The following is a 25,095-nucleotide window of genomic DNA, read 5'->3' on the forward strand; positions in this document are numbered from 1 at the left end:
TGGTGGATATGGCACGCGCTAAGGGGGAACAGCTCCCCATCCCCCGGGAGATCAAGGTCCTCATCGCCGCGGCCTTCATCATCGCCATCGGATTCGGCATCATCGCCCCGGTGCTTCCCCAGTACGCCCAGTCCTTCAACGCCTCCGCGACCGCGGTGTCCGCGGTGGTGTCCGCCTTCGGGCTGACCCGGCTGCTGTTCGCCCCGTTCTCCGGCCGTGCCACCAACCGGTTCGGCGAGACCCCGATGTACATGACCGGGGTGCTCATCGTGGCGGCCTCGATGTTCCTCATCGCCTTCTCCCAGGAGTACTGGCAGCTGCTGGTGTTCCGGGCCCTCGGGGGGATCGGCTCCACCCTGTTCACGGTGTCCGCGATGGCCTTCCTGGCCCGCAAGTCACCGCCCACCATCCGCGGCCGGGTGTCTGGTGCGTATGCCTCGGCCTTCCTCATCGGCAACATCGCCGGGCCGGTGGTCGGCTCGCTGCTGGCCGTCTTCGGCTACCGGGTGCCGTTCCTGATCTACGGCACCTCCCTGGTGATCGCCGCGGGGCTGGTGTTCGTGCTGCTGCGGGACTCCCGCCTCGCGGACCGCGGCAAGCCGGACGCCCGGCCGACGATGCAGGTCGCCCAGGCCTGGGAGAACCACTCCTACCGGGCCGCACTGACGTCCTTCTTCGCCAACGGCTGGGCCACCTTCGGCATCCGCAACTCGCTGACCCCCCTGCTGGCGGCGACGGCCTTCACGGGCGCGGGGTTCTGGCTGGATGGCCCGCAGATCGCCGGCGCCGCGCTGTCACTGTTCGCCGCCGGCAACATCGTGGCGGTGACCTTCTCCTCGCGGCTCTCGGACGTGCACGGGCGCAAGCCCCTGATCATCATCGGCCTGCTCGTGGCCGCCGTCGGCACCGCCTTCATCGGCTGGATGGAGGATCCGTGGCTGTTCCTGGCGCTGTGCGTCGTCGCCGGCGCGGGCACCGGCCTGCTCAACGCACCCCAGCAGGCCTCCATCGCCGACCTCGTCGGACAGGACCGCAAGGCCGGACCGGTGATGTCCACGGCCCAGATGGCGGCCGACCTCGGGGCGATCTCGGGCCCGCTGATCGCCGGGCTGGTGGTGGACGCGGCCGGATTCGGCTGGGCGTTCGCCCTGACCGGCGGCATCCTGGCGGTGGGCGCGATCGCGTGGGCCTTCGCCCCGGAGACCAACCTGCCCATCGCCCCGGGTGGACCGCGCACCGGCGCGCTGCCGAAGGTCAGTCCCCCGGAGACGTCCGGGCAGCGTCCAGACGCTGGCTGATGACGGTGCTCACGCCGTCGCCCCGCATCGAGACGCCGTAGAGGGCGTCGGCGACCTCCATGGTCCGCTTCTGGTGGGTGATGATGATCAACTGGCTGTCCTGCTGCAGCTCGCGGAAGATCTCCAGCAGTCGTCCGAGGTTGGTGTCGTCGAGGGCGGCCTCCACCTCGTCCATGACGTAGAACGGGCTGGGGCGGGCCTTGAAGATGGCCACCAGCATCGCCACGGCGGCCAGGGACCGTTCCCCGCCCGAGAGCAGGGAGAGCCGCTTGACCTTCTTGCCGGCCGGCCGGGCCTCGACCTCGACGCCGGACTCCAGCAGGTTCTCCGGGTCCGTGAGGAAGAGCCGTCCCTCGCCACCGGGGAACAGGGTGCCGAAGACGTGCTGGAACTGGCCGGCCGTATCCTCGAAGGCCGAGCGGAAGACGCGCAGCACCGTGTCGTCCACGTCCTGGATGATCTTCAACAGGTCGCGGCGGCTGGCGTCGAGGTCCTGCAGTTGACCGGTCAGGAACCGGTGGCGTTCCTCCACGGCCGCGAATTCCTCCAGGGCCAGCGGGTTGACCCGGCCGAGGGCCGCCAGTTCCCGCTCGGCCCGGCGCAACCGCTTCTGCTGCTCCGCCCGGTCGTACGGGACGGTCTCCACCATCGCGGCCGTCTCCCCCGTCGCTCCCCCACCGGGGGCCTGCTCCGTCCGGGCCACGGGGGCCGGGTCCTGCCCGTCCTCGGCGGCCTCCGTCCCCGGATCGGACCCGCGCGCACCGGCTGCGGTGGCGGGCGGCGCCAGCGGGACCGGCACGTGCGGCCCGTAGTGCTCGATGAGGAACTCCGGCGTCATCCCCAGGTCCTCGCGGGCGCGCTCGATGAGCTGGTCCAGGCGTAGCTGGTGTTCCTGGCGGTCCATCCGCGCCGCGTGCAGGCGGTCCTTGGCCCGGGCCACGGCGGAGCGGTGCTGTTCCGCGGCCCGCTGTAGGCGCTGGCGCTCGGCGGCGAGGTCCTCACCCTGCCGGTCGAGGTCGGTCCGGTCCCGGTCGGCGCGGGCGACGGCCGCCTCGAGCCGCTCCAGGCCCTGGGCCAGCGCCGAGGACACCGCCGCGATGCGGGTCAGCCAGGCCAGCCGGGTCCGTTCGGCCCGTTCGCGTTCGCGGTGGGCCAGGGTGGAGGCCGAGACCTGCCGCCGGGCCTGCTCGGCCCGGGACGATGCCTGCGCGTGGAGTGTCTCGGCGGCTCGCAGGGCCAGCCGGGCCTCCGTCTCACGGTGCCGGGACTGTCCGGCACGGTGTTCCGCGGCGTCCCGGGCGGCCGGGTCGGGCTCGGCGGACGGCCGATCGCGCGCCCCGGTCACCTCCACGCCGGGCAGGGACGGGTCCGCCGACCCGTCGGCACGGGTGCCGGCCCCGGTGTCCTCGACCACGTCCCCGGCCTGGGCCGCGACCGTCGCCCGGGCCCGGTCCTCTGCCGCGGTGACGGCGGCCGTCGCCTCCGCGAGCCGGTCCTGCAGCCCCGCGAGCTCGGCACGCTGGCGGCGGGCGCCCTCGTGGGCACCGGCCAGCTGCTCGTTGAGCCGCGCCAGCTGTTCGGTGACGGCCGTGAAGCGGGCGTCCGAGGCGTTCAACGCGTCCAGTGCGGTCCGCTCGGCGGCCTCCGCCTCCCGCACCTCCCGGTCCAGGCCGGCCCGCCGGAACCGCAGGCGCTCCACCTCGTGGCCCGCCTCCGCGGCGGCCCGGGTGGCCTCGTCCGCGGCGGCCTGGCGCTCCAGGCGGCTGCCGGCACCGGAACCGCGTGCGTCGGTCCAGCCCGGTCCCACCACGTGCCCGTCCCGCGTGGCCAGGCGCAGGGGGCACCGTGCAGCCGTCCGGGGAGGAGCCCGGAATCCAGCCAGGCCACGGCGGCGTCCAGGTCCTCCACGAGCGCCGTGCCGGATAGCAGGGTGCGCACGGTGCCGGCCAGTCCCGTCCCGGGTCCGGGCCCGTCCATCGTCACCACGGCCAGGGCGTCCACGAGTCCCTCGGGCAGGGCCTGTGCCGTGCTCCCGGGGTCGTCGTGACCGCGGGGCTCACCGGCGTACAGCAACCTCGCGTCACCGGCCCCCTCCTCGCCCAGCCGCCCCGCCGCCTCGACGGCATCGGCAGCCGAGCCGTGACCGGGCAGGACCAGCTGGTCCGCCGGTCCGCCCAGGGCCGCCGCGACAGCCGCCTCCCACCCGCCGTCCACGTGCAGGACCTCGGCGAGCGCGACCGGTGAGAGGTCGGCGAGCGCCGTCACGGCTGCGCCCGCCTCGGGCTCGAGCGCCTCCACCAGGGCGTCCCGGCGGGCGATCGCCGCCCCGTGGGCGGACTCCGCGGCGGCCAGGGCCTCGTCGAGCCGGCGCAGGCGGTCGCGGAGCTCGTCGGCCGCGCCGGAGGCCTGTTCATAGGCGGCGTCCAGTTCCTCCTCGGACTCCAGTGAACCGGTCAGCCGGTCCTGCTGGTCGGTGAGCTCGGCACGCAGGGAGGCCGCCGCCGCCTCGGTCTCGGCCAACCGTGTCCGGGCCTGCTCGGCCTGCGCCCGCAGGGTCCGTTCGGTGGCCTGGGCGGCCTCGACGCGGCCGGCGGCGACGGCGGCCTCCCGGCGGCGGTCGGCGGCCTCCTGCACCAGGCGCGTATAGGCGTCGGAGGCGCGACGGGCCTCCTGCTCGGCCTGGTCGCGGTCCCGGCTGGCCTCCTCCAGCTCCCGGCGCGCCTGGTCCACCCCGGCGGCGGCGGTCTCGGCCTCGACGGCGGCGCGTCGGGCCAGGTCCTCTGCCGTGTCCGGGTCAGGGCCCGAAGGGGCCGGTGCCGGGGTGCGGCGGGACCGTTCGCGCTCGGCGGCGACGGCGGCCAGGGAACGGTAGCGCTCAGCCAGGGTGGAGAGCTGGTACCAGTGCTCGCGGGCGGCGGTGGAGGCCTGGGCCGCCGTGGCCAGGCGGGCGGCGACGGCGGCGGCGGCCTCCTCGGCCCGGGTCACCTCGGCCTCGGCCTGGGACACCGCCTCCTCGAGGTCCCGGTCGCCGGCGCCCAGTCGTTCCAGTTCGGCCTGCTGGCGGTGCACGTCGTCGGCCAGCAGCCGTGAGCGGGCGTCCCGGACGTCGAACTGGATGCGCTGGGCCTTCCGGGCGGTCGTGGCCTGCTTCGACAGCGGTCCGAGCTGGCGGCGGACCTCCTCGGACAGGTCCCGGACGCGGTCGAGGTTGCCGCGCATCGACTCGAGCTTGCGGACGCTGCGTTCCTTGCGCCGCCGGTGCTTGAGGACGCCGGAGGCCTCCTCGATGAAGCCGCGCCGCTCCTCCGGGCTGGCCTGCAGGATCCGGTCGAGCTGGCCCTGACCGACGATCACGTGCATCTCCCGGCCCAGGCCGGAGTCGGAGAGCAGTTCCTGGATGTCCAGCAGGCGGCAGGGCGAGCCGTTGATGGCGTACTCTGAGCCCCCGTTGCGGAACAGGGTGCGCGATATGGTGACCTCGGCGTACTCAATCGGCAGGGCGCCGTCGGAGTTGTCGATGGTCAGGGAGACCTGGGCGCGGCCCAGCGGGGACCGCCCCGAGGTGCCGGCGAAGATGACGTCCTCCATCTTCCCTCCGCGCAGGTTCTTCGCGCCCTGTTCCCCCATCACCCAGGCCAGGGCGTCCACCACGTTCGACTTGCCCGAGCCGTTGGGGCCCACCACGGCGGTCACGCCCGGTTCGAAGTGGAAGGTGGTGGCCGAGGCGAAGGACTTGAAGCCGCGGACGGTCAGGGTCTTGAGGTACATGGCCCGGTCCCCTCAGCGACGTCCGGCGATCCCGGCGTGCACCGGAACCGCGCGGTCATCCGGCGAAATCGGGCATCCGGTGACCGATGCCGAGCAACTGCCGGATCGCCGCGACGGTACGCGGCGCAGCCTGGCCGTCTCCATAGGGATTGACCGCATTGGCCATCGCCGCGTAGGCCTCGGCATCGTCCAGCAGGGTGCTCACCTCGCGGACGATTCGCTCCTCGTCGGTTCCGATCAACCGGACGGTCCCGGCCTCGACGGCCTCGGGCCGCTCCGTGTTCTCACGCATCACCAACACCGGCTTGCCGAGGCCCGGAGCCTCTTCCTGGACTCCCCCGGAGTCGGTGAGCACCACGTCCGAGACGGACAGCAACCGCGTGAACTCGCCGTAGGCCAGCGGTTCCGTGATGGTGACGTTGGGCTTGTCCTCGATGGCCGGCAGTACGGCCTCCCGGACCACCGGGTTCTTGTGCGCCGGCAGGACGAAGTCCACCTCCGGGTACGTCGCGGCCAGGCGGGCGAGGGCGCGGCCCACGCCGCGCATGGCCTCGCCCTGGTTCTCCCGGCGGTGGGTGGTGACCAGGACCAGTCGTCGGTCGGAGGCCGCGATGTCCTCCAGCTTGGGGTCGGAGAAGGGCACGGCCTTCTCGACCACCTGGAAGAGTGCATCGATGACCGTGTTGCCGGTGACGCAGATGTCCTCGGCGGGAAGGGCCTCGCGCAGCAGGTTGTCCCGGCTGGTCGTGGTCGGGGCCAGGTGCAGGCTGGCGATCTGGGAGGTCATCTTACGGTTGGCCTCCTCCGGGAACGGGGACCAGATGTTGAAGCTGCGCAACCCGGCCTCCACGTGCACCACCGGGATGCCGCAGTAGAAGGCGGCGATGGCGCCGGCCGTCGAGGTGGTGGTGTCCCCCTGGACCACCACGGCATCCGGCTTGGCCGAGGCGAAGAGCCGGTCCAGGCCCTCGATGGTACGGGTCAGCACTCCATTGAGCGTCTGGCGCGGCTGGATGATGTTCAGGTCGTGGTCGGGGATGATGCCGAACAGCTCGTTCACCTGGTCCAGCATCTCGCGGTGCTGCCCGGTCACCGTGACGACGCAGTCCAGGTCCTCGGCGGCCTGCAGTGCGGTGACGATCGGTGCCATCTTGATGGCCTCCGGACGGGTGCCATAGATGGGCATGATCTTCTTCATGGTTCCTCGCTTCGGCGGTGTCTGTACAAACGGCGCGATCTCTGAGCCATACTATGGGTTGCAGTCCACCCGGATGCGCAGCCGTGTCGGCTTGCCCTGCACCGTGCCGGCACGGCGCCCTCGGGTAGCATGGATCGGTCACCGGGCGGATCGAAGGCTGGTCCGCACCACACGCCGCCACCCGAAGGTCAGGCCCGAGTCGAAAGGCACCCGATGTCCGTGCACGGCTCCACCACCGATCACGTCGATGCGGCACGTGCGGACACCGTGGTCGATCGCTCGACTGTGTCCCGGGTGGGAGCACGCCCCCATCTCTTCCGATACATCGGTCAACTGTTCACCTACCGGCACTTCGTCCTCTTCGATGCCCGGGCGCGCGTTGCCGGCAGTTCCACCAATGACTCCCTGGGCCGGCTGTGGATGGTGCTGAACCCGATCCTCAACGGCGCCACCTACTTTCTGGTGTTCGGGATCCTGCTGGGAACCGGCCGCGGCATCGAGAACTTCATCGGCTACCTCATCATCGGCGTGTTCATGTTCCGCTATACCACGTCGGCGGTCACGTCCGGATCCAAGTCGATCGTCGGCAACCGGGCGGTCATCCGTGCCTTCAGCTTTCCCCGGGCCACGCTGCCCATCGCCGTGAACGTGCGGGAGCTGCTGAGCAACGTCCCCACCTTCGTGATGATGTTCATCCTGATCCTGATGATCCCGCCGGCGGAGGACATCTCCTGGACCTGGCTCCTGTTCTTCCCTGTACTGGCGTTACAGTTCATCATGAACCTGGGCCTCAGCCTGTTCCTGGCACGGATGGTGGCCCGGTGGAACGACGTAACCCACCTCATCGCCTTCGGCACGCGGGCCTGGCTCTACATCTCGGCGGTGTTCTTCAGCGTCGAACGGTTCGAGGACACCCCGCTCCTGATCGGGCTCATGCATGCGAACCCCATGTTCTGTGTTCTGGACATCACGCGGGACGCCCTGCTCTACGGCGGGGTCGGGGACCCGGGCCGCTGGCTCGTGCTAGGCGGCTGGGCACTCGGTTCACTGGTCATTGGAGGAATCGTGTTCTGGCAGGCCGAAGAAACGTACGGACGCGCGCAATGACCGTCCCCTCCGACATCACGTCCACGGATCACGACCTCGGGCCGGACGGAGGCAGCCAGGATCTCTCCTCGGCTCCGACCGTGGTGATCGACCGGGCCGGCCTGACCTATACCGTCCGCACCCTCACGGCCCCGGCGTCGGGTAGCCCCAAGAGACGATGGCTCAAGGGCCTGCGCGCCTCGAGGATGTCCCGGGTGGAAGCGCTCCGGCCGCTGTCCCTCGTCATCCATCACGGCGAGTCCGTGGGGGTCATCGGCACCAACGGTTCCGGCAAGTCCACGCTCATGAACATGATCACCGGCAGGTTGCGGCCCACCACTGGGACCATCCACGCGACGTCGACGCCGATCATGCTGGGCGTCAACGCGGCCCTGGTTAGGACCGCCTCCGGCAATGACAACATCACCTTGGGCTGCCTCGCCATGGGCATGACCCCCGCGCAGGTCGAGGCCAAGAGACCGTCCATCGTGGAACTCAGTGGTTTGGCCGGAAAACTCCACCTGCCGCTCAGGTCCTACTCGTCCGGCATGGCTTCCAGGCTGCAATTCGCCATCGCCACCAGCGTGGATCCGGAGATCCTCATCATCGACGAGGCCCTCAATACGGGAGACGCCCAGTTCCGCGACCGCACCCGCGCCCGTATCGACGAGCTACGCGAACAGGCCGGGTGTGTATTCTTGGTCAGCCACTCGCTGAACACGATCAAGACCATGTGTACGAGGGTGGTCTGGATCGAACAGGGTGAACTCATCATGGACGGCCCTCCGGCGAAGGTCACGGCGAACTATCGCAAGTACACGAAGCTCCTCAGCGAGGGCCTGAAGGACGAGGCCGCGGAGTTCCGGGCAATGCGACAGAAATCGCTCCGGCTCACCACGGTGACGTGGACCTAGGCTCAACTGTGGGTTCGCCGCGATAATTCCCCGGGTTGGCGAAGCACCGTCCCGGACACCCAGCACGATGAGGCCCTCCCGGCTGGACCATCCGACATCAATCCCGAAGGACCACAGGTTGTCTCAGTACGCCACCACCCGACCACAGGCCAAGCCTGCTGACGTTCCGGTCGCGTCGCCGAAAAGAAGAAGCTTCAGGCCTGAACTCCAAGGTCTGCGTGCGCTGGCCGTGGGACTCGTCCTGCTGTATCACCTGTGGCCCCAGCGGTTGTCCGGTGGCTTCGTCGGGGTGGACGTGTTCTTCGTCATCTCCGGGTTCCTCATCACGTCACACCTGCTCAAGCAACTGGAGACCCAGGGGCGCATCAGTCTGGCCTCGTTCTGGGCTCGACGGATCCGGCGTCTGTTGCCCCTGGCGTTCCTGGTGCTGCTGGTCTCCGCCGTCCTGCTGTTTCTCTTCATGCCCGGGACCCTGTGGCAGGACAACCTCCGGCAGATCCTCGCCTCGGCGTTCTACGTCCAGAACTGGTTCCTGGCCTCAGCCGCCGTCGACTACTCGGCCAGTGAGAACCCGGACAGCCTGGTCACCCACTACTGGTCCCTCTCGGTGGAGGAACAGTTCTACGTCTTCTTCCCCCTCGCGCTGGCCCTCGCGGCATTCCTGGCCCATCGCCATACCCGGCGCGGTTGGCCGGCGCGACGAACCGTCGGGCTCACCCTCGCAGTCATCGCCATCGGGTCACTGGCCTACTCTGTCTACTTCACCGCCTACGATCCCGCCCAGGCCTACTTCGTCACTCCCACCAGGCTCTGGGAATTCTGCGCCGGCGCGTTGCTGGTCCTCCTTCCCCAGATGTCACGACCCGACCACTGGTTGCGCAACCTGCTGGGTTGGGCCGGAATCCTCATGATCGTCACCGCCGCCCTGACCTTCAGTGATGCCACCGCCTTCCCGGGATATGCCGCATTGCTGCCGGTCGTCGGCACGGTACTGTTCATCCGGTTCGGCGCACAGTCGCCGAGGACCGGAGTCTACTGGTGGGCCAGCAGGCGGCCCTTCGTCCGGTTGGGTGACTGGAGCTACGCTCTCTATCTCTGGCACTGGCCCCTCATCGTGGTGGTGAGCATCGTGAATGATGACTTCTTCTGGTACCACAAGATCCTCGTGGCCGTCGCGTCGATACTGCTGGCGGCCGCCAGCCAACGGTGGGTGGAAGACCCGCTGCGGTTCTCGACGCTTCTGAAGCGGCCCCGCAACAGCTTCGCCTTCATGGCGGCCGGGCTCGCCCTCCTGTCCGTCGTCGCCCTCCTGGTCCCCACCCTTGTCCTTCGCACCAACGACCAGCGCGTGGAGACGCAGGGAGAGTGCGTAGGCGCCAACGCCCTCCTCAACGACTGCTCAGACGAGGACGTCTTCAAGGACCCTGTCGTGTCCCCTGCCGCTGTCGCGGCTCAGCGTGAGAAGCGTCCCTTCTCGGAGTGTCAGCAGTCGGAGACCCAGGATGTCACCTCCTGGGAGCCCTGTGTTCTGGGCGTTCCGGAGTCCGAGTCCACTGTGCAGGCTGCCATACTCGGTGATTCACACGCCACGATGTGGCTGCCGGTCCTCGATGAGATCGCCCGCGACAACCAGTGGAGTCTTCGGGTCCATACCAAGAGTGGTTGCATTCCCGTCGACCGCGAGCCTGAGGGCTCGTCATCAGGCGACGCAACGGGCGCCAAGGAACAAGGCTGTGCCGAGTTCGTCCGGACGACCACACAGGAGTTCATCGAGGACGAGTCCCTCGATGTCGTCCTCATGTCCGCGTCCCGCGTCGGGAAGGACACGTCCGAGACGGCGTCCACCGAGGCATTGCACCGGATGTGGTCTGACTGGCAGGACGCGGGCAAGGAGGTCTTCGTCTTCGAGGAATCGCCGCACTTCGGCGAGTTGGACGTCCCCACCTGCATCGAGACGGCGGATGACGTGAAGTCCGACTGCTCAGTCTCGCTGTCGAAGGCCACAGAACGCAATGCGCGACTGACGAAGGCCGTGGAGAACGGCGATCCCGCCATCGTCGGCAGCTTCAGTTCCATGGACGGGGTGTGCCGGGATGAGCGGTGCTACGGCCTGGTCGGAGGACTCATCTCGTACTACGACCACTCCCACTACTCGGTCGAGTTCTCCACCTCGTTCCGCAGGTCGATCGAGCAAGCGCTGTCCGACGCCGGATTGCTGACCGCGGCGCAGTGACGCCGGCGTCACGGCCGCTGCGGGGCCCATGCGTCCGTGGCGGCCAGCGGCACCGGCTCAAGGCCCGCGAGCCCGGGATCAGGACGAGGATCCAGGGCGGGCGGGCCTTGTGCTGTCGTGCTGTCGTGCTGTCGATCGATGGTCCCGGAGTGGTCACAGCCCTGGACGTCAGAGGTCTGAGTAGGCCTCGCGGAATGTCTGGACGACCTGGTCCCACGAACGCTCCCGGGCCACCCATTCACGGGCCCGGCTACCGAGCCGACGGCGAAGGCCCGGGTCGGACAGGAGCCTCTCGAGAGCATCGGCCAGGCTGGACACGTCACCAGGAGGGAAGACCAACGCTCGCGTCCCGTCACCGGCGATCTCGCGCAGGGGCGGGACATCGCTGACCACGACGGCCTTCTCCATCGCAAAGGCTTCAAAGGGTTTGAGCGGCGTGATAGTCGTCGTGGCCGCCGTGGGCAGACGTGGATAGACCAGGATATCGATCTCCTCGTATTCGCGGATCACCTGGTCGTGCGGCACGCGCCCCGTCAGCACGACGTGGTCGGCCAATCCCATCTCATCGACGAGTTTCTCCACGCGGGGATATTCGCTCCCGTCCCCCACCAGGCGGACCTGCACCTCGACTCCACGTTCCAAGAGCTCAGCGGCCGCCAGGACGATCAACCAGATACCCTCGTAGTCGACGAAGCTGCCGATGAAACCGACCACGGATCCCGACGAGTCGGCGCTGGGCGCGAATTTCTCCACGTCGACGGCATTGGGCGCCACCCGCAGGTGTTCCTGCGCCACACCTCGCTCGATGGACAGCTGCCGCACCGGCTCATTCATGACCACGACGGAGTCTGCGTGTCTCGCCGCCAGGATCTCGAAGTGCTCGGCCATGGGTGCCCTCCTCAGGAGGGAGTGCTGTGACTCGCGTTCGGCATACACCAGTTCCCAGAGTCCCGAGATCTCGTAGACGACCTTGAGTCCAAGCCTGTGGGCGGCGATGATGGCGGGAATCGCGATGAGGAAGGTCGAACGCACATGGACCTTGGTGGCGCCTGTCGTCCGGAGGACCTCGACGAAGTCGTCCACGAAGGAGGCCATGTGCCGGGCCTCACCGACGCTCCGCTCCACTCCCGAGGCCTCGATGTGCCGATAGCGGACGCCGTCAACGACGTTCTCGGGTCGGAACTCACCGTCACCCGTCTCGGCCGGGAAACCCGGCCGGGTGACGGCCGTGATGTCGATGCCTGCCCTCGTCAGGACCTGGAGGATCCCATGGGCGCGGATGGCGTAGCCGCCGGACTGGTACGGAGTGGACGCGTGCAGGATACACACAATCTTCTCCGGCCGGGCGTCTTCAGGTCTGCCATCCTCAGTGGCCCCACGAAGGAGTTCATCACTCAGGTCTGCAGCGGCCCGGCACTCACCAAAGAGGTACATGGCCGCCAGGTGCCCCTCCTGGGCCGGCCGCGACAGGACGTTGCTGGCCCGCCGGTATTCGGCACTGTCGGCGAGCTTCGCCCCTTGGACGAGGCCTGGGTAGTGAGTCTCGCCGATGTGACGTGCGGTCCGTGAAAGCGCCCTGCGATAACCGGCCGGAGCCTTCAATGACCAGAGCTCACAGCGTTTCTGCAGCAGCCGGAAGCGTCCCTGGACGGGTTGTTTCCACAAGAACTCCGCCACCATCGCCAGCAACACCGGGCCGAACACACCGCTCTCCCGTCGGCGGTTGATCTCCGCTGCGAACCAGCGGAACGGCATCGTGTCCAGTCCCGTGTCATGGCGGCGGGCGAGGATCCCGTAGTTGTCACCATCCCGGAGAATCCACCCGATGCGCAACGCGGTCTCCATGGCGGTGGTCTGCCCGGAGGCGTGGTGGGAATCGAACCTGACATTCGTGGACAGTTCCCTGATGATCGGTCCGCTCTCATGCCGTGGCACCATGTCCAGCGACATCACGGGCGCCCACCAGGGAGCATCGACGGCGCCGACCAGTCCCACCCCGTGCTCACGGGCGAACTCCCCCGCCCGACCCCCGATCTCGGAGTAGTCGGCGACGACGAGGGGAATGAGCAGCAGGCGTCCCAGGAGGACTGCCAGCGGGAATCGTGTCTCATCCCACTCCATGACCAGGGCGCTCATGTGCAGCCGGTTCCGACCGGCCGAGAAGCGATCCAGGATGCTGAAGAGCTCCTCTGCCGACGAGGGCGCCTTGTCGGGCAGCGGCACTCGCGTGGTGCGGACACGAAGACGGTTCACGGTCCGGCGGATCGAGGCGGAGTCCGAGGCTTCGCCTCCTTCCAGCACGAAGCCGTGGGCCGACCGCGACGGCGCCAGGACCCTCGGAGGCCGAAGGGAGAGATACTCGACGGCCCCCGGGTCCATCCGCCCGTCGTGAATGGCCCGCCGAGGCCCCGGGATTCTCCGGAAGATGCGCTCTGCGGCCCTGCGGAACCCCGCGTCCAGGGCACACTGTGCGAGAACGCCGGCGTCCTCCAGCGCAGACTCCGAGTTCGGGTCCAGCTGCCTGTTGGCCCGCTGGAGAGCGATGAAGGAGACCACGTTGCCGTCGCTCCCAAAGTTGTCCTTGAGGAAACCGGACGATTCGAACCTTCGTGCCGCGGCGTCGTCGCCGCGGAACAACACGCTGACGTACTCGCGCTGCCATTCTGGCAGCTCACTCCAACTCATGCCCGGAGCGTCCCCTTCACTCCACCCTGCGAACGTCCCTGCCAGAAGTCGACGACTTCGGAGTCGGTCCACGTGGGATGATCACCGTAGTAACCCACCAGCTTCTCGATCAGGTCCTTCGACTCGACGATCTGGGAGGAGTCCACGAGGCGCAGCTTGCGCAGGTACCAGTGCTTGAGGAAGACCTCCACTCGGGCTTCCTTATACTCCTCCAGGAGGCCCACCTCGCGCAGCCAGGCAGAGCGAGCCCGCTCCAATGGAACGTACTTCCTGAAGAAGTTCGCGCTGACGCTGTTGACCATGGAGTTCTCGACCTCGCCGTAGTAGGTGTGCACCGGAAGGTCCACGGGGACGATCCGACGCGCGTAGTACAGCATCTGCTGGAAGAAGTACGAGTCCTGTCCCAGTGCTCCCACCGGTTGGATGAGGTCCAGCCCGGCCAACCATGCGCGGCGGGCCACGATGGCCTGGATACTCATGGGCTGGAAGCCCAGCTCCACCAGGGACCGATCGTCCAGTGTCACGACACCGTCCACCAGGGGCAGGCGGTTCGTGATCGTCCGTGCGTATCGGGCCAGCCGGTGCCCCTGGCGCCATCTCGTCATGTTGCCGATGGCGAAGTCCGCGTCCGGGTGGCGCTGCAGCACGCCGACCAGTCGGGCATAACCGTCGTTCACCGCCTCGTTGTCCGGATCCAGGTAGGTCACGTATTCACCACGGGCCATCTCCAGACCCTTGTTCCGGGGTCGGGAGGCACTGCCGGACCCGCCCGGGGGGAACCTGTGAACCCGGACCTGTGGGTATTCCCGTTCGAGCCGCCGGACGGTCGACACGGTCTGCGGATCCGTTGATCCGTCGTCGACGAGGATGACCTCCATGTCCCCGAACACCGCGCTGCGCCGAAGACTCGCGAAGCACTTGTGCTGGAGATGGCCACCATTGTCGTAGACGGGAACGATGACGGACAGCAGGGGCCGGCGCGGACCGGAGACCACCACGGGGTCCGGCGAGGTACGCGGCCTCACGCCGACGTCGTCGAGGGCATAGGCCTCGCGCACGACGGTGGCGTTCCTCGGTGCCCCCACGAACTGTGCAGAACACAGGGGCTCATCGATCACCGGGTGGTAGCGGTGGGCCCTGCGGTCAGCGCGGACCCCGGGCACCGGGATCTTCTCCACGGACGTCGCGGACGTGTACCGGAATGCGTTGACCAGGTCCTCCACGTGGGTGGGTTCGTAGTCGAAGCCTGGCCCCATGCGGACCAACACATCCACGTCACGTCCTGTCCCGGCGGCACTGCCATGGGAACCGTCCAGGCCCGGGGGCAGGACCACCGCAGGAAGGGTCTGGGCCTCGACCTGTTGCTCGAGCCGGCGATCACGGCCTTCAAGCACGATACCGACCCGGAGGTCCTGCCCGGTGACCTCGTGGCCGACCGCATGCAGGATGGACCGCAGACGGGAGCTGGCCAGTTCATTGCTGAAGACGGCCCGCAGTCCATCTGCCTGCATGCGGCGCAGTTCCGCCATGGTCATCGTCTCGAGGAAACCGCGGACGTCATCGGCGGAGTTGACCAGGTGGACGTGGGGGTAGCGGGAGTTCAGGCGCGCGTTGTAATTGCTCAGCACGGCGGTGTTCTGTGCCTGCAGTTCGATGGCCCTGTTCGCCATCATCGTCGAGCTGAAGGACACCGAGTTCAGGTTGATCGCGATGTCGGACAGCCTCTGGACATCCAGCAGGAACCTGTGGTCGACAGCCGGATGGACCTTGTTCAACAGATGGCCCGGAAACGCGTACTTCTCCAGGCCGAGGCGTGAATTCCGGTCGAAGATCAGCAGTTCGTAGCCATGCGCGGTGTTGACTCCGTCCAGGAGCTGACGACCCCACTCGGATCTCTCCGCATACTTGTGGTTGAACCAGCTGCCCGCGAAGGTGATCAACCGGGTGTCGACCAAGCGCGACCCGATCGGTGAGTGGTGCAACGGGTTGATGCCGAAGGGCAGCACCTCGACCGTCGTCGCCTGGGGACAGTCTCGCTGGTAGTCGTCCACCTTCTCCACGGCCGTGGTGAAGATGTAGTCCGCCTGCTGGGCGAACTCCAGGAACTGTCCGTAGTTGGGCGGGTCCTCCTTCGAATAGAAGACCACCGGCACGCCTCGGCTGCGAAAATGGGGAATGAGTTCGTCCAGGAGGACGCGTCGCAGTCCGCCCTTCTCCTGCGCGACGCCCGACCACGATTCGCCGTCGATGCCCCGCCAGGTGGAGGTGATGAGCAGGACGTCGAGGTCCTGCTCATCGCGGAAGTTGTCCGGGAACAGGGGCACCAGGTCGATGAGGCCCTCGAAGCTTCGGTACAAGAACAGGTCGCAGACTATACCGACACGGGCCGTGGAGATCTCGTTCGCGATTCCGGGGGATGTCTCCTCCAAGAGGTCGACGGCATCCAGGAGGTCCTGGAGCACGTCCTCGGACCGCGAGTCCAGCAACGCCGGAAGGTACACCCCGTGAGGCGTCTTGCCTGCCAGCGCGGACCGCAGGGCCGGTCCCGACGGCTCGTCCAGGTCCCGGTACAGCATGCCACGCTCCCGGGCGGCCGCGACCTGGCCGGACAGTTCCTCACTCCGGAGCTCGAGGACGGATGACGTCCGGGCGTTGATCTGAGTGTAGGGCCTTAAGCTCATTCAGGCCTCTGCACGTCGGCCCCTGATGCGCGGCGACCGCCCTCCGGGAGATTCGCGGATCGGAGGATCCCACCCACGGCACGGAACCCCTGTGCAGCGTAGGGCACTTTCCGGCCGACCTTCCGGATGCGGCGTTTCACCTTGGCGGCCTTGCCCCCGCTCCGCAGGAACGTCATTCCGCGGCGAACGATCGATCCGGAGTCGTGCCGGCCCGCCGTGATCGGCTTCAGGCCCATGAGTACATCGATCTCGTCACGCAGTTCCCGCTCAACCTGATATGCCACCTGGAGCTCCTCGGCCAGGGCCACCTGCTGGGCGATCTCCACTTCGAGCTGATGCTTCAGCAGTTCGATGCCGCTCAGTTGAGTTGCTTCAGGATCGGATCCGATGGCCTGGAGGTCCTCGGCTTCGGCCGGAGGAGAGACCTCCTTCAGGTCGCCATCGTCGATTTCGCTCTCGACGGGGATGTCAGCCATGCCTCAGCGCCACTGGCCGCGGGTGTCGACCACGCGCTTGGTGGCGGCCCGGGAGCCCAGGTCGGCGAAGGCCTCGTGGTCCACGAGCAGCACCACGATGTCGGCCTGCTCCAGCGCGGCGGCAGCCTCGGTGAGCTTGACGTTGTCCCGCCCGGCCAGCACCGCCGGCAGCTGATCCACGTGGGGCTCCACGGCCAGGATCGTCGAGTCGCCGAACTGCTCGGACAGCTGCACCGTGATCCCCAGGGCCGGGGACTCGCGCAGGTCATCGATGTTGGGCTTGAACGCCAGGCCCAGCGCGGCGATCACCGGGGCCCGCCCGGTCTCGCGCTGGACGTCGAAGGCCTCGGCCTTGACCTGGCGCACCACCCACTCTGGCTTGGCGTCGTTGATCTCCCGGGCGCCGCGGATCAACCGGGACTGCTCCGGGGCGGCGGCGACGATGAACCACGGGTCCACCGCGATGCAGTGCCCGCCCACGCCCGGGCCCGGCTGCAGGATATTCACCCGCGGGTGGTGGTTGGCCAGCTCGATGAGCTCCCACACGTCGATCCCCAGCTCGGTGCAGATCATCGACAACTCGTTGGCGAAGGCGATGTTCACGTCCCGGAAGGAGTTCTCCACCAGCTTGGCCATCTCCGCGGTGCGGGTGTCCGTCAGCAGGATCTGGCCCTCGCAGAAGCGCCGGTACAGCTCCTTGGCCCGCTCCCCGGCCTGCGAGGTGGACCCGCCCACGATCCGGTCGTTGGTGACCATCTCGACCATCACCTTGCCCGGCAGCACCCGTTCCGGGGCGTGGGCGAAGTCCAGCGCACCGGACTCCTTCAGCTCCGGGCGAGCGGCGTACACGACCTCGGCCAGGTGTTCGGTGGCCCCGGGCGGGGAGGTCGACTCCAGGATGATCAGCTCATCACCGCTCAGCTGCGGGGCCAGTCCCCGGCCCGCGGCCTCAATGTAGGACAGGTCCGGGGACTTGTCGGCGTGGAACGGGGTCGGCACGGCCACGATGTACGCATCGGCCGCCGGAGTGTCCGTCGAGGCGGACAGCAGTCCGTCCGCGACGGCCTTCTCCACGACCTCGCCCAGGTCCGGCTCCACGAACGGCACCTCACCGGCGTTGACCGCATCCACCGTCCGCTGCGACACGTCGACCCCGAACACCCGGATGCCGCTCTTGGCCAGGATGGCAGCCGTCGGCAGCCCGATGTAACCGAGGCCGATCACGGCAACACTGGTGATGTCCTTCATACAGGGTCCTTCGTTCGTACGTGCACCCGGGGTACCGGATGAGGTCAGAGTGGCCACTCGACGACCATGGTCGGGTCGAGCACCAGAGGCGATTATACGGGTGGACGGGTCCCGCCCGGCGCACCGACAGGCACCCCGGCGGCGCCCGCAAGGGCACGGTACAGGCCACCGTACTTCTCGGCGTTCGCCACCCACGTACGCTCCCTGAGGGCCCACGCGCGTCCGGCCGCGCCCATGCGGGCGGCACGGTCGGGGTCCTGCAGGAGCTCCCCGAGCGTTCCAGCCAGGGCCACCGGATCCTCCGGCGTGACCAGCAGGCCGGTGACGCCGTGCTCAACCAACTCGGCCAGCGCGGGCAGGTCGGAGGCCACCACCGGGCGCCCCGAGGCCGAGGCCTCGACGGACTTCATGGGCGTGACCGATCTCGTCACGGAGGTGTCCCGGCGGGGCACCACGAAGATGTCCAGGGCCTGATGATAGGTGGGGGCCATCGCCCGGTCCACGCGGCCGGGAACGATGAGTCGATCCGTGATGCCCAGATCCGCCGCCAGGTCCAGCAGTCCGGGCAGCGCGGTTCCGTCCCCCGCCATCAGCAGGCGCAGGCCGGGACGCGTCGGCGCGAGCGATGCCACGGCCCGGACCAGGGTGTCGAGTCCTTCATAGGGGACGATAGAACTGATAGTCCCGACATAGTCCAGGTGCGGGTCCAGGCCCAGGGCCCGACGCGCGGCGGTCCGGTCCCCCGGTTCCTCCAGGAACACTCCCCCCACGGCATTCGGGCACAGCTCGATCGAGGCCGGGTCCACTCCGTGCGCGGACAGGTTGGCCCGCATCGACGGCCCCAGCGTCACCACGGCGTCGGCCGAGCGGGCGGCCTCTGCATCCCGCTCGGTGAACAGGCGGTAGCGCTCGGACTCACGGGCCTCGATGCCACGGGTCGAGGCCCACGTGTCGGCCAGCTGGCCACGGACCTCATAGACCCAGGGAATCCCCACGGCATCGGCAACGGCCTGGACCACCATGGCATTCGTCCAGTGGCTGGTGGTGTGCAGCACCGCGGGCCGCAGCGCGCGCACCGTGTTCAGGAGCAGTTCGGCGTGTTGTTGCATACGGGCGTCGAAACCCTCGGCCAGGCGGCGGGGCAAGAGTCGCCGGTACTCAATCCCGTCCACGGTGTCGACCGCCGCGGCGTGCAGGACCCCCGTCTGCACCGGCCACCCCAGCCGGGTGACCGCGCTGACGTCCCAGCCGTCGTCGCGCAGTGCAGTGAGGATGGCGTGTGAGCGCTGCGCGTAACCCGAGGGCGTGTGCGGCAGCGAGTTGGTCAGCACGTGCAGCACCCGGCCAGGAGACGGTCTGTAATCCCCGACCGCGCCGAGCTGGGGACGCGCGCCAGCGAATGCGGCAAGCTCGCTGGCCAGCTGCCGCCGCTGCCGTCCTTCGCGGCCGGCCCCGGACAACTCCTCGACGGCCTCGGTCATCCGTCCCGCGTCCCAGGCCTGTCGCGCGCGGGCGGCGGCCAGGTCCGGGATGCCCGGGCGGACCCGGTCCAGCAGGTGACCGGCAGCCTCTCGATCACCGGCACTGAGCAGGATGTCGGCGTAGTGGACCAGTCGCCGGTCCGGTGCCCGGTCCTCGAGGGCGGCCAGCGCACGTTCGCGTAGCTCCCCGGTGCGCCCGGCAGCGGCCAGGCCGATGGCGCCGGCCACCTGCAGCGGTCCCCAGTCGAGGCGTCCGACGACGGCCGCGGCCCGCGTGCGCAGTCCTGTCGGAAGGCGTCGGGAGACCTGCAGTGCCAGCAGGGCCGGGTCGTCACGCAGGTGCTCGGCGACCGTGGTCGCGGTCAGGGACAGGTTCGCCATCAGTTGCGCGGCACGGCCCGGGATGCGGGCGCTCCCCCGGTCGGCGGCGGGGCCGGCCAGGCGTCGGGCGAGACCGACGAACCGTTGTCCCAGCCGGGGCAGGTCGGCGTGGCGCGCCACCCACTGGCGGCCGGTATCGCCCGTGCGGGTCGCCTCTGGGTCCGCAGCCAGCCGCTCCCATAGCGCCACGAGCCCGGCCGGGTCCGCCTCCACCAGGTCGGCGCTGCCGGTGGCGGACAGGAGCCGGGCGGCCTCACCGGTCACCACGCCGGTGACATGGCGGCCCACGGCGAGGATCTCGTAGGTCTTGGACGGAATGGTCCAGGCGAAACTGGGCCAGTCCGGGCGCAGGCACACGAGGCAGGTGTCCGCCCAGGCATACTGCTCAGACAACCCGGCGCCGTGCACCGGGTCCAGCATCTCGACCGGAGATCCGAGTTCCCTGTTCAGTTCCTCCAACTGCTGCCGGCGCGTTCCTGATCCCACCAGCCGTACCCGGATGCGGGCGGGGCTCCTGCGGGCGAGGGCGGCGGCCCGGATAACGGTCTCCAGGCCCTGGCTCTCCCCGTGGTTACCGAGGTAGAGCACGTTCAACGTGCCCGGTTCCCGGTCGCGGTGGGGCACGGCCGGGACTCGGCTCAACTCCACGCCGTTGCCGATGACCTCCACAGGTCTGACGCCACGGGCCGACAGGGTCTCCGCGAATCCCTCGGTCACCGTGACGACCGCATCCGCCGAGCGCTGGACTCCCGAGACGAGCCGCTCCATCGCCGAGGACAACAATCCGGCCTTAACGCCGGACTCCCGGGCGAGGTCCGGCCAGGCATCGCGCATCTCGACCACGAGGGGCACCCGGCGCCACCGGGAGACCACCCAGCCGGACACCACGGTGGGCAGGGCGGGAACGGTGATGACGACGATGTCCGGCCTCGGGGCCGCCAACCCCCGGGGTACGGCGGCCAGCGCGTGCAGGACATGAACAGCGAACCGGCCGTCCCGCGTGCCGGCCAGCGCTGAGAGCCCCACGGTCCGGTACAACCGCTCTCCTGCCGGTCCGCGGTCCGTCACGGAGGAGGCCCTGATCCCCTCGGCACCACCGGGGGTGTGACCGGGATCGGCCTGGGGGACGATGACGTCCACCTCCCACCCGTCCCGGCGGAAGGCCTCCACGAACGCCGTCCATCGCCGTTGCGGCGGTGTTCTCTCGGGCAGGTAGGAGTGCGTGATGAGCTGGACGCGCATGGGTCAGCCCCCCGCGCAGGGATCGACCGGGACCACCGGCTCGGCCGAGGCCTGCATCGAGGCATCCATGCTTCCGTCACCGGGGGCCCCGGAATCCGTCGGGTGCGGCCCACCCTGGGCGTCCTCCGTGCCCTTGGACCCCTGCGCCCCGGGCGTCGTCTGGTCGACCGGCGGTTCGCCTGTCGCGCCAGACGAAGTGGGGTCACCGGACGAGGCCGGATCACCGGGGGCAACCGTCGTCTCTCCGGACGGCGGCGTGGCACCGGCCTCGCCCTGCTCGGTGTCCCCGGCCAGGTACTGGTCCAGTTCGTCACCCTTCAGGGCACGGCGCAGCTCGCCCATGGCCTCCTCGTCCTGTTCCACGATCGAGGCACCGCCCGGGCCCTCGGTCGGGGGTCCGTGCGGGACGGTGAACGTGTGGATGTCCCCGGAGCGGATCCCGTTGAGCTGGAGTCCGTAACCGGCGATCGTGGCGGCGTCGAGGCCCTCGTCCACGGTGATGAACGGCACGATGGCGTTGATCACGTCCGTGAGTTTTTGGGGGTTGGCCAGCGTGTCCACGGTGAGGACCTGGTCCACCATGGCCGAGACGAACCGCTGCTGGTTGGCCACGCGTTCGAAGTCACCGCCCATGAAGGCCTTGCGCTCGCGCACGTAGCGCAACGCGTCCGCCCCCTGCAGCAGGATCTCCCCCTGCGGGAAGTACGAGGGATTGATCTGCCCGGAGGAGAAGGTGTTGGGGTTGCAGACCTGGACGCCGCCCAGGGCGTCGGTCAGCCCGTTGAAGCCCTCGAAGTCGATCACGGCCAGGTGGTCGACGTTCACGCCCACGAGGTTCTCTACGGTCGCGGTCACCAGCGGGTAGCCGCCCAGGCCCAGCGCCGCGTTGATCTTGCGTTCGCCCTCGCCGGGGATCTCGACCCAGAGGTCGCGCACGAGGGACATGACGTAGACGTCCTGGCGGTCTTCCGGGACGTGGACGAGCATCATGGTGTCCGAGCGTTCCCCGTCCTCCCCCTTGTTCTCCGCGGTGTCCAGGCCCTCGCCGCGGGAGTCGGAACCGAGCAGGAGCACGTTGAGGGCGCCGTCGTCGATCGCGGCCTGGGTGGCGATGCCTGCGTCCACGGTCTGGCGCTTGTTGTTGAAGGCGGTGGCGATCGAGGCGACGTAGATGCCCACGACGACGAGCACGACCAGCACGAGGGCGGCGGCCACCAGGAACGCGTTGCGGACGGTGTGGCGTCGCCGGGTGGACTTGCGCACCACGCGTCGGGGCGCGTACTGACCGGGGTCGGGTGAGGACACAGGGGTTTCCTAACGACTACAGGAGGATCCGTCCCATGCTAGCGCCCGATCAGGACAGCGACGGGACTACCAGCGGGCCCGTCGCGGCACCGGCTGGCAGCGGGGACAGTATGCGGAGGACCGGTTCATGAACCGGTCCCGGACGATGGTGGACTCGCGTCCCTGCCGGGCACAGCGGCGGCAGGGCTGCCCGGCCCGCCCGTAGACGTCGAGGGAGCGGTCGAAGTAGCCGGAGTCCCCGTTCACGTTGACGTAGAGCGAGTCGAAACTGGTCCCGCCCTGGGACAGTGCCTCCGCCATGACCTCGCGCACGGCCTCGAACAACCGCGACGACTCGGTGCGGTTCAGGGTCTCGGTGGGGCGGGCGTAGTGCAACCGGGCCCGCCACAACGCCTCGTCCGCGTAGATGTTGCCGATGCCGGAGACGAGTGTCTGGTCCAGCATGGCGCGCTTGAGCCCGGTCCTGCGCAGCCGCAGCCGGCGGTGCACCGCCTCCGGGTCGAAGTCCGGGTCCATCGGGTCGCGGCCGATGTGGGCCACGGAGGCCGGCAACAGCTGCCCGGGGCGGTCGGACGCCTCGACGAGGGGGTCCAGGAACAGTCCGCCGAAGATCCGCTGGTCCACGAAGCGCAGCTCACGGGAGCGGTCCTCGCCGTCTCCCGCCTCCTCGGCGGGCTCGAGCAGGAGCCTGATGCGCAGGTGCCGCGGTTCAGGGTCACCGGGCTCGTTGACCAGCAGCTGTCCGCTCATGCCCAGGTGGGCGACCAGGGCCTGTGCGTCGGGCCCGCGATCTGCCAGGGGGATCCAGAGGTACTTGCCGCGCCGCTCGGGCACCGCCAACCGCGCCCCGGTGAGCCGGTCGGCGAAGTCGGCCGGGCCGGCGTCGTGGCGGCGGGTGGACCGGGCGTCGAGGACCTCCACGGCCGAGACCGGCCGGCCGGCGGCCCAGCGTTCCAGCCCCCGGCGGACGACCTCGACCTCGGGCAGTTCAGGCACCGGCACCCGCCGGTGGTGCGCTGCGGGCCTGTGCCGCGGCGGACACCCGCTCCCAGGAGTCGGCGGCGGCCAGTCGTTCGGCCTCCTTCTTGGACCCGCCGGAGGCCGAGGCGTAGTCGACGCCACCGATCACGAGGGTGGCGGTGAAGACCTTGTCATGGTCCGGACCGGTGGACTCCATGCGGTACTCGATGGCCCCCAGGTTCCCGCCGGCGGCGGCCTCCTGGATGAAGGTCTTCCAGTCCGTCCCGGCACCCATGGCCGAGGCGTCGTCGAGCAGCGGCAGCACGAACCGGTGCACCAGCCCGTGGGCGGCCTCCAGGCCGAGGTCCACGTAGGCGGCGCCGATCAGCGCCTCCAGGGTGTCGGCCAGTATGGAGTCCTTGTCCCGGCCACGGGTGCGCTTCTCCCCCTCGCCGAGCAGGATGGACGCGCCCACGCCGATGGACCGGGCCACGGACGCCAGGGCCCGGGTGGACACGACGGCGGCCCGCATCTTGGCCAGGTCGCCCTCCGCCAGGTCGGGGTGGGTGCGGTACAGGTGGTCCGTGACGACGAATCCGAGCACGGCGTCGCCCAGGAACTCGAGGCGCTCGTTGGTGGGCAGCCCGCCGTGCTCATAGGCGTAGGACCGGTGTGTCAGGGCAAGAGCGAGCGTCCCGGGGTCGATATCGACCCCGAGACGCTCGAGAAGGTCTTCAGTTGTCGCCCGGCCGGTCACGGCCGGCCGGTGCTCACCGGACGAACTGGGTGCCATGGGCACTCAGGCGTCGGCGACCTTGCGGCCCTTGTATTCCAGGAACAACGGCGTACCTGCGGAGTCGGTCACGACCTGGGCCTGGTGCGGCAGGCGGTAGGTGACGCGACCGTTCTCCACGGACTTCACCAGCGGGGGCACGGTGGCCTTCCACTGTGAACGGCGGGCACGGGTGTTGGAACGGGACATCTTCCGCTTCGGAACTGCCACGGCTATCTCTCTTCTGTCTCGTCGGATGAGGTCTTCTGGTCCGGACCGGCGGTGCCGGCCTCGGCTGGGTTGGTCAGTGCAGCCAGCGCCGCCCAGCGCGGATCCAGCTGTTCGTGGGCGTGGTCCGCGGGCGCGTCATCCAAGCGGATGCCGCAGTCGGGGCACAGGCCCTGGCACTCGTCCCGGCACACCGGCTGGAACGGCAGGGCCGTCACCACGGCGTCCCGGAGGACGGGTTCCAGGTCCACGGTCTCGTGGACCACCAGGTGCTCTTCGTCGCTGTCACCCTCGGGGGCGGCAGTGAGGAACAGCTCCTGCAGGTCGACGGTGATCCCGTCCCGGATCGGGTCGAGGCAACGACTGCACTCGCCCACCAGCTCGGCATGCGCCTCGCCGGTGACCAGAATGCCTTCGTGGACCGATTCCAGACGCAGCTCGACGTCCACGGGAGCATGCTCCGGGATGCCGATGAGCGGAGTGGACAATGCCCCGGGGGCCGGCCACTGCTCCTCCAGGATCCTCATGGACCCCGGGCTGCGTACCAGGTCCTTGACGGATACCACCCACGCGCCGCTGGCAGCCGGGGACGATGACGCGGACATCAGCATTCCTTCCGGTTGGACAGTTGACGACGGTTCGGACCCCCACAACGAGGAATCCGGGCAGGGAAGAACCCGCAGGACCGGCTCACCAGTCTAGCGGTTCGGTCCCATCGGTCCAAATGACGCACCAGTCCCCGCCCGCGATGACGCGGGCGGGGACCGGCGCGGCGCCCGGGCTGGTCAGATGGACGCGGCGAAGTCCTTGAGCCAGGGGCGCAGTTCGGGTCCCAGGTCCTCGCGGGCGCTGGCCAGCTCGATGACGGCCTTGAGGTAGCTGAGCTTGTCACCGGTGTCGTAGCGCTTGCCGCGGAACACCACGGCATGGACCCCGAAACCCTCCCCGGTGCCCTCGGCGAGCACCTGGAGGGCGTCGGTGAGCTGGATCTCGTTGCCCCGGCCGGGGCCGGTGCGCTGCAGGATCTGGAACACCACCGGGTCCAGGACGTAGCGCCCGATCACAGCCAGGTTGGACGGGGCGTCCTCCGCGGAGGGCTTCTCCACCAGCCCGGTCACCTTCACCACGTCCTCCGGCTC

The 25,095-nt window shown here is 69.1% G+C and carries 18 protein-coding genes; 4 read left to right on the forward strand and 14 right to left on the reverse strand.

What is annotated here, in order from left to right; genetic code table 11:
- The first annotated feature begins 8 nt into the window (after positions 1-8).
- A complete protein-coding gene (locus CITRI_RS0112240) occupies positions 9-1,298 on the forward strand; it encodes an MFS transporter (RefSeq protein WP_010145128.1) in 1,290 nt (429 codons plus the stop codon).
- Here CITRI_RS0112240 and CITRI_RS20635 read toward each other — a convergent pair.
- Genes CITRI_RS20635 through wecB form a run of 3 tightly spaced genes read right to left on the reverse strand, consistent with a single transcriptional unit; the run spans position 1,255 to position 6,264 of the window.
- A complete protein-coding gene (locus CITRI_RS20635) occupies positions 1,255-2,997 on the reverse strand; it encodes an AAA family ATPase (protein WP_369732253.1) in 1,743 nt (580 codons plus the stop codon). The two genes, CITRI_RS0112240 and CITRI_RS20635, sit on opposite strands and share 44 nt — an antisense overlap.
- Positions 2,910-5,066 carry an AAA family ATPase gene (locus CITRI_RS20640; protein ID WP_010145130.1) on the reverse strand — a complete coding sequence of 719 codons (2,157 nt, stop codon included), beginning with the start codon at positions 5,064-5,066 and terminating at the stop codon, positions 2,910-2,912. Before CITRI_RS20640 ends, CITRI_RS20635 begins: the two co-directional genes overlap by 88 nt.
- 55 nt (positions 5,067-5,121) lie before the next feature.
- Positions 5,122-6,264, reverse strand: coding sequence for a non-hydrolyzing UDP-N-acetylglucosamine 2-epimerase (gene wecB, locus CITRI_RS0112250; RefSeq protein ID WP_010145131.1), 1,143 nt, complete (start codon positions 6,262-6,264; stop codon positions 5,122-5,124).
- Between the two features lie 294 nt (positions 6,265-6,558).
- Here wecB and CITRI_RS0112255 point away from each other — a divergent pair, with 294 nt between their 5' ends.
- The 3 genes from CITRI_RS0112255 to CITRI_RS17615 all read left to right on the forward strand — a co-directional run bounded on the left by CITRI_RS0112255 (position 6,559) and on the right by CITRI_RS17615 (position 10,497).
- Positions 6,559-7,371, forward strand: a complete 813-nt coding sequence (locus tag CITRI_RS0112255; protein ID WP_237709061.1) for an ABC transporter permease — start codon at positions 6,559-6,561, stop codon at positions 7,369-7,371.
- Complete coding sequence (locus CITRI_RS0112260; protein WP_010145133.1) at positions 7,368-8,264, forward strand: ABC transporter ATP-binding protein; 897 nt, start codon at positions 7,368-7,370, stop codon at positions 8,262-8,264. The genes CITRI_RS0112255 and CITRI_RS0112260 overlap by 4 nt, the downstream gene beginning before the upstream one ends.
- A 67-nt stretch (positions 8,265-8,331) precedes the next feature.
- Positions 8,332-10,497 carry an acyltransferase family protein gene (locus tag CITRI_RS17615; protein WP_083843436.1) on the forward strand — a complete coding sequence of 722 codons (2,166 nt, stop codon included), beginning with the start codon at positions 8,332-8,334 and terminating at the stop codon, positions 10,495-10,497.
- Positions 10,498-10,665: 168 nt separating this feature from the next.
- Here CITRI_RS17615 and CITRI_RS18515 read toward each other — a convergent pair whose 3' ends face one another.
- The 11 genes from CITRI_RS18515 to CITRI_RS0112325 form a co-directional block, all read right to left on the reverse strand.
- Positions 10,666-13,182 carry a glycosyltransferase gene (locus CITRI_RS18515; protein WP_010145135.1) on the reverse strand — a complete coding sequence of 839 codons (2,517 nt, stop codon included), beginning with the start codon at positions 13,180-13,182 and terminating at the stop codon, positions 10,666-10,668.
- The gene (locus CITRI_RS17625; RefSeq protein ID WP_010145137.1) at positions 13,179-15,863 is read right to left on the reverse strand and encodes a glycosyltransferase family 2 protein; all 2,685 of its coding nucleotides are present in this window, start codon (positions 15,861-15,863) and stop codon (positions 13,179-13,181) included. Before CITRI_RS17625 ends, CITRI_RS18515 begins: the two co-directional genes overlap by 4 nt.
- A complete protein-coding gene (locus CITRI_RS0112280; RefSeq protein ID WP_010145138.1) occupies positions 15,860-16,339 on the reverse strand; it encodes a hypothetical protein in 480 nt (159 codons plus the stop codon). Before CITRI_RS0112280 ends, CITRI_RS17625 begins: the two co-directional genes overlap by 4 nt.
- Positions 16,340-16,342: 3 nt before the next feature.
- On the reverse strand, positions 16,343-17,587 hold the full coding sequence (wecC, locus tag CITRI_RS0112285) for a UDP-N-acetyl-D-mannosamine dehydrogenase (protein ID WP_010145139.1): 1,245 nt from the start codon (positions 17,585-17,587) through the stop codon (positions 16,343-16,345).
- Positions 17,588-17,679: 92 nt separating this feature from the next.
- Entirely contained in the window at positions 17,680-20,691 is a 3,012-nt protein-coding gene (locus CITRI_RS20300) for a glycosyltransferase family 4 protein (protein WP_237709062.1), read from the reverse strand.
- A gap of 3 nt (positions 20,692-20,694) precedes the next feature.
- Complete coding sequence (locus CITRI_RS17640) at positions 20,695-21,996, reverse strand: LCP family protein (protein WP_010145141.1); 1,302 nt, start codon at positions 21,994-21,996, stop codon at positions 20,695-20,697.
- A gap of 66 nt (positions 21,997-22,062) precedes the next feature.
- The gene (gene mutM, locus CITRI_RS0112305; protein ID WP_029139285.1) at positions 22,063-22,992 is read right to left on the reverse strand and encodes a bifunctional DNA-formamidopyrimidine glycosylase/DNA-(apurinic or apyrimidinic site) lyase; all 930 of its coding nucleotides are present in this window, start codon (positions 22,990-22,992) and stop codon (positions 22,063-22,065) included.
- Positions 22,985-23,749 carry a ribonuclease III gene (gene rnc / locus CITRI_RS0112310; protein WP_050813687.1) on the reverse strand — a complete coding sequence of 255 codons (765 nt, stop codon included), beginning with the start codon at positions 23,747-23,749 and terminating at the stop codon, positions 22,985-22,987. The genes mutM and rnc overlap by 8 nt, the downstream gene beginning before the upstream one ends.
- Before the next feature lie 6 nt (positions 23,750-23,755).
- The gene (rpmF, locus tag CITRI_RS0112315; protein WP_029139287.1) at positions 23,756-23,959 is read right to left on the reverse strand and encodes a 50S ribosomal protein L32; all 204 of its coding nucleotides are present in this window, start codon (positions 23,957-23,959) and stop codon (positions 23,756-23,758) included.
- Positions 23,960-23,961: 2 nt separating this feature from the next.
- Positions 23,962-24,561, reverse strand: a complete 600-nt coding sequence (locus tag CITRI_RS0112320) for a DUF177 domain-containing protein (RefSeq protein WP_029139288.1) — start codon at positions 24,559-24,561, stop codon at positions 23,962-23,964.
- A gap of 180 nt (positions 24,562-24,741) precedes the next feature.
- Positions 24,742-25,095 (reverse strand): sugar phosphate nucleotidyltransferase (locus CITRI_RS0112325; RefSeq protein ID WP_010145148.1); only part of this gene is annotated, 354 nt, incomplete at its 5' end.

The sequence above is a fragment of the Citricoccus sp. CH26A genome, from assembly GCF_000224415.1.
Lineage (GTDB): Bacteria > Actinomycetota > Actinomycetes > Actinomycetales > Micrococcaceae > Citricoccus.

Excerpts from the sequence above, each read along its gene's own strand:
- CITRI_RS20300 (WP_237709062.1), bottom strand. The coding sequence starts at position 20,691 with ATGCGCGTCCAGCTCATCACGCACTCCTACCTGCCCGAGAGAACACCG.
- wecB (WP_010145131.1), bottom strand. The coding sequence starts at position 6,264 with ATGAAGAAGATCATGCCCATCTATGGCACCCGTCCGGAGGCCATCAAG.
- CITRI_RS0112320 (WP_029139288.1), bottom strand. The coding sequence starts at position 24,561 with ATGTCCGCGTCATCGTCCCCGGCTGCCAGCGGCGCGTGGGTGGTATCC.
- CITRI_RS17615 (WP_083843436.1), top strand. The coding sequence starts at position 8,332 with ATGAGGCCCTCCCGGCTGGACCATCCGACATCAATCCCGAAGGACCAC.
- wecC (WP_010145139.1), bottom strand. The coding sequence starts at position 17,587 with ATGAAGGACATCACCAGTGTTGCCGTGATCGGCCTCGGTTACATCGGG.
- rnc (WP_050813687.1), bottom strand. The coding sequence starts at position 23,749 with ATGGCACCCAGTTCGTCCGGTGAGCACCGGCCGGCCGTGACCGGCCGG.
- CITRI_RS18515 (WP_010145135.1), bottom strand. The coding sequence starts at position 13,182 with ATGAGTTGGAGTGAGCTGCCAGAATGGCAGCGCGAGTACGTCAGCGTG.
- CITRI_RS0112280 (WP_010145138.1), bottom strand. The coding sequence starts at position 16,339 with ATGGCTGACATCCCCGTCGAGAGCGAAATCGACGATGGCGACCTGAAG.
- CITRI_RS0112260 (WP_010145133.1), top strand. The coding sequence starts at position 7,368 with ATGACCGTCCCCTCCGACATCACGTCCACGGATCACGACCTCGGGCCG.
- CITRI_RS20640 (WP_010145130.1), bottom strand. The coding sequence starts at position 5,066 with ATGTACCTCAAGACCCTGACCGTCCGCGGCTTCAAGTCCTTCGCCTCG.
- CITRI_RS17625 (WP_010145137.1), bottom strand. The coding sequence starts at position 15,863 with ATGAGCTTAAGGCCCTACACTCAGATCAACGCCCGGACGTCATCCGTC.
- CITRI_RS0112240 (WP_010145128.1), top strand. The coding sequence starts at position 9 with ATGGCACGCGCTAAGGGGGAACAGCTCCCCATCCCCCGGGAGATCAAG.